The sequence below is a fragment of the Nocardiopsis sp. MG754419 genome, assembly GCF_018207095.1.
GTDB lineage: Bacteria > Actinomycetota > Actinomycetes > Streptosporangiales > Streptosporangiaceae > Nocardiopsis.
Map to the genome: position 1 here is coordinate 1 of NZ_QOCZ01000287.1, position 2,016 is coordinate 2,016.

Below are 2,016 nucleotides of genomic sequence, written 5' to 3' on the forward strand. Positions count from 1 at the left end.
CCCCGCCCCGAAACCACACAGGCCCGCCGCATACGGGCATTGGCACATCCGTCGGACACCCGTCCTGGCCTGCGCAAAGATCTTCGAAGACCTTCGCGGATTCCCTTCGCTTTGGCCCGCACCCAAGCGATGGTCCACCCATGGCAACCATCAACCAGCGCACCCTGGCCGACGGACGCTCCCGCTACTGGGTCAAATGGCGGCTCGGCGGAACCCGTGGCGGAGCGCCCCAGTCCGAGCCCTTCGACACCCGCGCCGACGCCCACACCTTCAAACTCCACGTCGAAGCCGCCGGACACCACTGGCCGGAGAACTGGATCCCCCGCCAGGGCTGGGCCGAGGGATGGGTCCCCGGCCACGGCTGGATCAACACCTCGCAAGACGACGAGCCCGAGGTGGAACCCGTCATCTTCGCCAACTTCGCCCGCGAGCTCATCGACTCCATGACCGGCATCGAGGAACGCACCCGCGCCGACTACCACCGCGAACTCGAACTCCATCTGATCCCGCACTTCGGGCAGGTGAACCTGCGGGACGTCACCCAGCTCAAACCCAAGGACGTCCGCGCCTGGGTCAACCAGCTACGCACCGGCCTCCCCGATCCCAAGGCCTCCTACCGCACCCCCAACCCCAGCCGGGGCCGCAGGAAGGAACCCGGATGGTTGCGCAAACCCCTCTCGGCCAAGTTCATCCACAACCTGCACGGGCTGCTCTTCTCCATCTGCGAGGCCGCCGTGCGCGAGGACCCGCCCATCCGGCCCTCCAACCCCGCCGCCCGCACCCGGCTGCCCCGCGCCGACCACGAGGCCGACACCGAGATGTGCTTCCTGACCCGCGAGGAGTTCACCCTGCTCCGGGACTCGATGCACCCCGACGTGCGCGACATGGTCGAGGTGTTCGTACGCACCGGCATGCGCTACAGCGAACTCATCGCCCTGCAGGTCCGCGACGTCAGCTTCACCCCGACCATCGACCACGACGGACAACAGCAGGTGCGCGGGCACCTGGACGTGCGCCGGGCCTGGAAGCGCGGACCGAACAACACCTTCCACCTGGGGGCGCCCAAGACCCGCAGCTCCCGGCGGCGCCTGCCGCTCTCACCGCGCACCATCGACCTGCTGCGCCCCAGGTTGGAGGGCAAGAGGCCCGAGGAGTTCGTCTTCACCACCGACCAGGGGTCCTAGTGGCGGCACTCCTCCTTCTACGGCCGCCGCTGGGCACCCGGCGTCAAGGAGGCCCAACGGCGCGGGCTGGGCAAGAAGCCGCGTATCCACGACCTGCGCCACACCCACGTGGCGTGGCTCATCGAGAAGGACGTGCACGTGTTCAAGATCCAGCGCCGACTGGGGCACACCTCGATCACCACGACCATGGACCGCTACGGGCACCTGGTCACCGACATCGACGACACCATGATCGAGGCCATCGACGGCCCGCCCACTCCCCCGAGGCCGCGAACCGACCCCGGCGGTGAGCAGCGCCTGCGCCTGATCTCCTAAAGCCCAAGGGGTAGGAACGCACGGGGCCGGTGGCGCGGGTCAGTACCCGCACCACCGGCCCCGTTGTCGGCTCCCTCCTTACCCCTGCTGTCTCCACCGGTGGGTCATGCGCCTGGGGGTGAGGGCGTGCTGGGCCGCTCCGTCCACGATCGCCTCCAGGTCGCTCGCGCTGAAGCGCACGTGCTTGCCGAGCCTGCGGTGCGCGACCCTGCGCAACCGCACCCGTTCCCGCAGCCAGGACTCGGGCACCGCCAACACCCGCGCCGCCTCAGGGATCGTCAACAGCCGCTCCGGCCGGGCATCTTCGGTTTCCTCATCACGCCGCTCGGTTGCGCCCACGCGCTCCCCCTTCGCGCTCTCCCCGCACCGCGACCCGGTAGCGGCGGCGCTCCTCCTCCGAAGCACCGCCCCACACCCCGTACTGCTCACCCCGACGCATCGCCTCGGCCAAACAGTTGAGCTGCACCGGACACACCCGGCACACCCGTTTGGCCGCACGCACCGAACCGCCCTGGGA

General features: G+C 69.4%; 4 protein-coding genes. 2 read left to right on the forward strand and 2 right to left on the reverse strand.

Annotated features, from left to right (window positions below; genetic code table 11):
- The first annotated feature begins 140 nt into the window (after positions 1 to 140).
- Positions 141 to 1,184, forward strand: coding sequence for a tyrosine recombinase XerC (gene xerC / locus DSY14_RS27650; protein WP_249188570.1), 1,044 nt, complete (start codon positions 141 to 143; stop codon positions 1,182 to 1,184).
- Between the two features lie 66 nt (positions 1,185 to 1,250).
- Positions 1,251 to 1,499 (forward strand): tyrosine-type recombinase/integrase, encoded by a 249-nt coding sequence (locus DSY14_RS29090; protein WP_374224069.1) that lies wholly within the window; start codon positions 1,251 to 1,253, stop codon positions 1,497 to 1,499.
- A gap of 78 nt (positions 1,500 to 1,577) precedes the next feature.
- Here DSY14_RS29090 and DSY14_RS27655 read toward each other — a convergent pair whose 3' ends face one another.
- Both DSY14_RS27655 and DSY14_RS27660 read right to left on the reverse strand, forming a co-directional pair.
- Positions 1,578 to 1,781 carry a helix-turn-helix domain-containing protein gene (locus tag DSY14_RS27655; protein ID WP_249188571.1) on the reverse strand — a complete coding sequence of 68 codons (204 nt, stop codon included), beginning with the start codon at positions 1,779 to 1,781 and terminating at the stop codon, positions 1,578 to 1,580.
- Positions 1,782 to 1,815: 34 nt separating this feature from the next.
- The coding region (locus DSY14_RS27660) for a WhiB family transcriptional regulator (protein ID WP_211719542.1) at positions 1,816 to 2,016 on the reverse strand (201 nt) is incomplete at its 5' end.